We start from the raw sequence: 4,741 nt of genomic DNA on the forward strand, positions 1-4,741 counted from the left end.
CGGATACTCTTGCCGCTAGCTTGAAGTTCATGTAATCTAATCACTGTCCCACTCCTTAGCATATTGCCTCCTCTTGAAATATCTTGGCCGATACTACAGAGGAGATATATTCTACAGGGGTGGGTCATTTTCATTCCGGCGCTGGTGGGTCAATTATATCCCGGCGGTGACAAGTCACAACAGATCACTCCGTCCGTTAAGTTGATTATTGCTATTCCGATCCCAACAATTTATAATGAATGAAAATTCACTCAAAGGAAGGCGGGAATCCTTTGCCACGCAGCAAAGAACAGTTTGAAGACATGCGCAATGCCACTAGGGAGAAAATCCAGCTAGCAGCGATGCAGTTATTTGTTCGTCAAGGCTACGGCTCGACGAATGTTCAAGAGATCGCGGATACAGCTGGCATTAGTGTCGGGCTACTGTATCGTCATTTTAAGACGAAGGATCATTTATTTGATGAATTGGTTGCATACGCGGTTGAAGGATTGAAACGTATTATTACTTTCTTCGAATCCGCTCAATCCCCTATTGCGTTAATGGAACAATTTGTCGACGAAATCTACACCGATATGATCAACGGGGAGGAACTGGCCCATCTACTGATTCTTATCAATCAATCGCTAATAGCTGGATCTGCCGCAGCCTCACAACAACATGACGATATTCTCCGGCTAAATGCCAGGTTGCTTAATGCTACAGCACAGCTTATTCGTAAGGGTCAGCAGCTTGGGGAATTTTCCTCGGGTGATGCACAGGAGATGGCCACCTTATTTTTTGCATCGATTCAAGGTTTGGCTCAGATGAAAGTATTACTAAAGAATAACTTTACTATGCCCTCATCATCTACCCTCTCCGCAATTCTAATGAAGGAAAGGAAGTGACCTTGTATGATTAACGTGGTTAGAGCCGACCAAGCCGAGTTTGATGTTAGGCAAGGGTTAGCTGAAATCTTCGCAGAGGGATTCACACAGTGGCTTGGGTTCTTCTCTAAGGATCCGAAAAGGATTTCTGCAGCGTTCGCCCATATGTTTGTTTTAGACCAATTCTATGTGGCTTTATACAAAGGGAAAGTAGCCGGAATGGCTGCTTGTACGGATGGAACTTCACTTTCGGTTAAATTGGATAAAAAAGAACTTCGTAAACATTTAGGTTTTTATAAAGGCACCTTGGCTGGCATATTTTTAAAAAAGGAATTTGAATCTAACTCCGTTCATCCTTCGCCTGGTGTTGGCTCCATTGAATTTGTTGGCACGGCCGCCGAATTCAGGGGACAGGGCGTTGCTTCGCAGTTGATTCGCCAGATTCTTGAACGTACACCTCACAAGATTTATTTGATTGAAGAAGTCGCCGATAGCAATACTCCAGCCATGAAACTATATAATAAATTAGGTTTTAAAGAATACAAACGTAGGCAAATACCGAGTAAACATGCAAAGAAAATCGGGATCAATTACTTTATATCTCTGAGGTATATCAAATAATATGGATTAGTTAGCGGATTAGACAAAGTCTTACATGAGTTACTAGACTTCCGACAGCAACCGGATCCTCATCTAATCGACCGATTTCTTCGTCCAAATGATGATATTGAAAAATTAACTATTCAAAAGCTCATGGAAACGAGCTTCTCCTCCGAAGGGACCCAGGATCGTTGCCGGCGTACAAGACTGATGAAAAGGTAAAAACTGTATCTGAATGAATTCCGAAAGCACGAAACAGGCAAGACGCACTTCAATACGCTCTGCAACGCGCAATGATGATCAACAATGTGAACCAATTAGATGAAGAACGGATAATCACTGTTATAAACGTAAAAAAGAATTCCCCTCTATCCGACGACGAGCAAGACAAGTGTTGCCGCTAAAAGATAACGTCCAACTGCTGGCGGGATTGCCTGTCCAAGAGTTGCCAAATATAATAACCGTATCATAGAAAAGGAAAAGGATGCCTCCCTTGGATGTACACTTGCGGGAACAAGTGTACGGAAGCATCCCCCCATCAACATGGTCATTGTATCAGACTATACGTTGGTTGAGAAGATACCCGGCGTTTTTTGTTCGGTGTGCAGAAGCGGTTCCTTGTCCGTGTTGCGGAGATAAGCTTGTTGTCATCGGTAGTCGTCAGCGCAAACTGGCGAATGAATCCGGAGAACAGCGTTTGCTCATCGTTCGTAGGCTTCGTTGCTTGCAGTGTCGCAGGATTCACCATGAACTACCGGATTGCATCGTACCGTATAAGCGTTATGAATCAGAATGCATAGAGCAAGTGGTAGCGGAACCTACATCGCCTTCCGTAGCTGCAGATGACGCGACGTTGCGTCGCTGGAAATGTTGGTTCGCAGATCAGCGTACGTACGTCCTTGGCGCACTCAGATCCATCTCCTTTCGCTTTCACCAAGACCCTGCGGAGAAGCCGTCCGTCCTTTCGCAGTCTGCACATCATGGAATCGGACGTATTGTGACAGCCTCTCCCGGATGGCTTGCGAGAATTGTCCGCAGCGTTACAAACGCAAATTTGTGGTTACATACCCGTTCTGCATTTTTGTCCGCCTCGTCCTGAGGTAGACTCGTCTCGAAGTCTACTAACGGAGGTTGTCGTCAGATGAAAGATCAGAAGAAGGCCGAGGCTATTGCGGCAGAGCGAATGCAACTCTTATCACCGCTCTTGGCAGAAGGGCTTGACCCAGCCAAGGCGAAGGAGATCAAAGTTAGAATCTGCGAGCAGATAGGCGTCTCCGAGCGGACGCTACGACGGTACTTGGCGAAGTACAAAGAAGAAGGTTTTAGCGGGCTGAAGCCGCTCGGCAAAGGACGTCAGCCATCGGATCAGACGATTCCGCCGGAGGTGCTGGAGCAAGCCATTCTGCTTCGCCGGGAAGTGCCGGGCCGCAGCGTTGCGCAGCTCATTCAGATTCTGGAGTGGGAAGGTCGTATCCCGCGCGGCGCAATCAAGCGCAGCACGCTGCAAGAACGTCTTGCCGCTCGTGGCTACAGCACGCGCCATATGCGAATGTACGCCGAATCAGGCGTCGCCGCCAGGCGCTTTCAGCAGCGGCATCGTAATCGTCTGTGGCATTCAGACATTAAGTACGGGCCGTACTTGCCCATTGGTCCGGGCGGAGCCATGAAACAAGTGTTCCTCGTGACGTTCATCGACGACGCAACGCGGTTCGTGCTGCACGGCGCGTTCTATCCGGTCATGGATCAGACCATCGTCGAGGATTGCTTTCGCCGGGCCATTCAAAAGTTCGGCGTGCCGGAGTCGGTGTACTTCGACAACGGCAAGCAATACCGCACGAAATGGATGACGAGAGCTTGCTCCAAGCTAGGGATCCGCCTCCTCTTCGCTAAGCCCTACTCGCCAGAGGCGACGGGGAAGGTCGAGCGATTTAATCGCGTGGTAGACTCGTTCTTAAGCGAAGCGGCACTCGAGAAACCCAAGACGCTTGAGCGGCTGAATGAATTGTTCGAGGTGTGGCTCTCCGAGTGTTATCAGAACAAATCGCATTCGGCGCTGGCGGACAACTGCAGCCCTGAGACGGCGTATCGCAGCGACAAGAAAGCGCTCCGGTTTGTGGATCCGGACGATTTGGCCACCGCATTCCTGCACTGTGAAACGCGCAAGGTGGACAAGTCCGGCTGCATCAGCTTCATGGATCGCAAGTACGAAGTCGGCTTGGCATTCCTTGGTCGCACGGTTGACGTCATCTACGACCCGACGGACATCACGGAGCTTATCATTGAGTATGACGGTCATGCGCCCTGGCGCGTTCGTGAGCTCGTCATTGGGGAGAGAGCCGGCAAGCGGCCGCCGCTTCCTGAGCATCTGGGCAAAGCACCGGCGGATACATCACGGCTGCTCGCGGCGGCTGAGGAACAAAACGCTTCGCGTAAGGCACAGCAAGCACAGGCCGTCGCCTATCGCCAGGTGAGCAAGGAGGGCGGCTATGTTTGAGACGTTCTACGGCTTAAGTCGCTCGCCTTTCTCCAGAGACATGCCGACAATCGAATTGTACGAATCGGTGATTCTGGAAGAGACACTCGGACGGCTGACCTGCGCCGCTCAGCGGCAGTGGTTCGCCGTCGTCACCGGCGATTGCGGAACGGGCAAGACGACAACCATCCGTCGTTTCGCAGATCGGCTGGACAGCGCGACGTACAAGGTGCTTTATCTATCGGACTCTAAGCTGACGCCGCGGCACTTCTACAAGGGATTGCTGGAGCAACTCGGCTGCGAGTCGAAATTCTATCGTGGTGATGCCAAGCGTCACTTGCACCGCGAGATTGAGCTTATGCGCGGTATTCACCGGCTACAGCCGGTTGTCGTCGTCGACGAAGCGCATCTTCTGGATCGGGAGATGCTCGAGGAAGTCCGCTTCCTGCTCAACTTCAAGATGGACGCGCAAAGCCCGATGGCACTTATCCTCGTTGGGCAGAGCGAGCTATGGGATCGCCTCGGGCTGCAGACGTATGCGGCGATCAGGCAGCGAATAGACCTGCAATGTAAGCTGCCACACTTTGATCGAGAACAGACTGGAGCCTACATCCATCGTCGCATGGCATACGCCGGCGCCGAGCATGATATTTTCTCAGATAGCGCAATCGACGATATTTAGGGCTTGCTGAACGCTTGAAAAACCGACAAAAACCGCATAACCACAAGGATTTTGAGGCCGATTTGTCGAAATCATATGCAAAGGAAATGTTCGAAAGCAGCCCAAAACCCTTGCAGATGGAGT

The 4,741-nt window shown here is 50.4% G+C and carries 5 protein-coding genes; all 5 read left to right on the top strand.

Features of this window, described 5'->3' with window-relative positions; all coding sequences use genetic code 11:
- The first annotated feature begins 272 nt into the window (after positions 1 to 272).
- The 5 genes from B7E11_RS01790 (at position 273) to B7E11_RS01810 (ending at position 4,618) form a co-directional block, all read left to right on the top strand.
- Positions 273 to 884, top strand: coding sequence for a TetR/AcrR family transcriptional regulator (locus B7E11_RS01790; RefSeq protein WP_080831934.1), 612 nt, complete (start codon positions 273 to 275; stop codon positions 882 to 884).
- A 6-nt stretch (positions 885 to 890) separates the two neighbouring features.
- Positions 891 to 1,484 carry a GNAT family N-acetyltransferase gene (locus B7E11_RS01795; protein WP_080831935.1) on the top strand — a complete coding sequence of 198 codons (594 nt, stop codon included), beginning with the start codon at positions 891 to 893 and terminating at the stop codon, positions 1,482 to 1,484.
- 463 nt (positions 1,485 to 1,947) lie between these two features.
- On the top strand, positions 1,948 to 2,562 hold the full coding sequence (locus B7E11_RS30835; protein WP_425430049.1) for a DUF6431 domain-containing protein: 615 nt from the start codon (positions 1,948 to 1,950) through the stop codon (positions 2,560 to 2,562).
- 42 nt (positions 2,563 to 2,604) lie between these two features.
- Positions 2,605 to 3,957, top strand: a complete 1,353-nt coding sequence (locus B7E11_RS01805) for a DDE-type integrase/transposase/recombinase (RefSeq protein ID WP_080831936.1) — start codon at positions 2,605 to 2,607, stop codon at positions 3,955 to 3,957.
- Complete coding sequence (locus B7E11_RS01810) at positions 3,950 to 4,618, top strand: ExeA family protein (protein WP_080831937.1); 669 nt, start codon at positions 3,950 to 3,952, stop codon at positions 4,616 to 4,618. Before B7E11_RS01805 ends, B7E11_RS01810 begins: the two co-directional genes overlap by 8 nt.
- The last annotated feature ends 123 nt before the right edge of the window (positions 4,619 to 4,741 follow it).

Origin of the sequence: Cohnella massiliensis, from assembly GCF_900169535.1 — a bacterium.
GTDB classification, from domain to species: domain Bacteria; phylum Bacillota; class Bacilli; order Paenibacillales; family Paenibacillaceae; genus Cohnella; species Cohnella algarum.

Excerpts from the sequence above, each read along its gene's own strand:
- B7E11_RS01795 (WP_080831935.1), top strand. The coding sequence starts at position 891 with ATGATTAACGTGGTTAGAGCCGACCAAGCCGAGTTTGATGTTAGGCAA.
- B7E11_RS30835 (WP_425430049.1), top strand. The coding sequence starts at position 1,948 with ATGCCTCCCTTGGATGTACACTTGCGGGAACAAGTGTACGGAAGCATC.
- B7E11_RS01805 (WP_080831936.1), top strand. The coding sequence starts at position 2,605 with ATGAAAGATCAGAAGAAGGCCGAGGCTATTGCGGCAGAGCGAATGCAA.
- B7E11_RS01810 (WP_080831937.1), top strand. The coding sequence starts at position 3,950 with ATGTTTGAGACGTTCTACGGCTTAAGTCGCTCGCCTTTCTCCAGAGAC.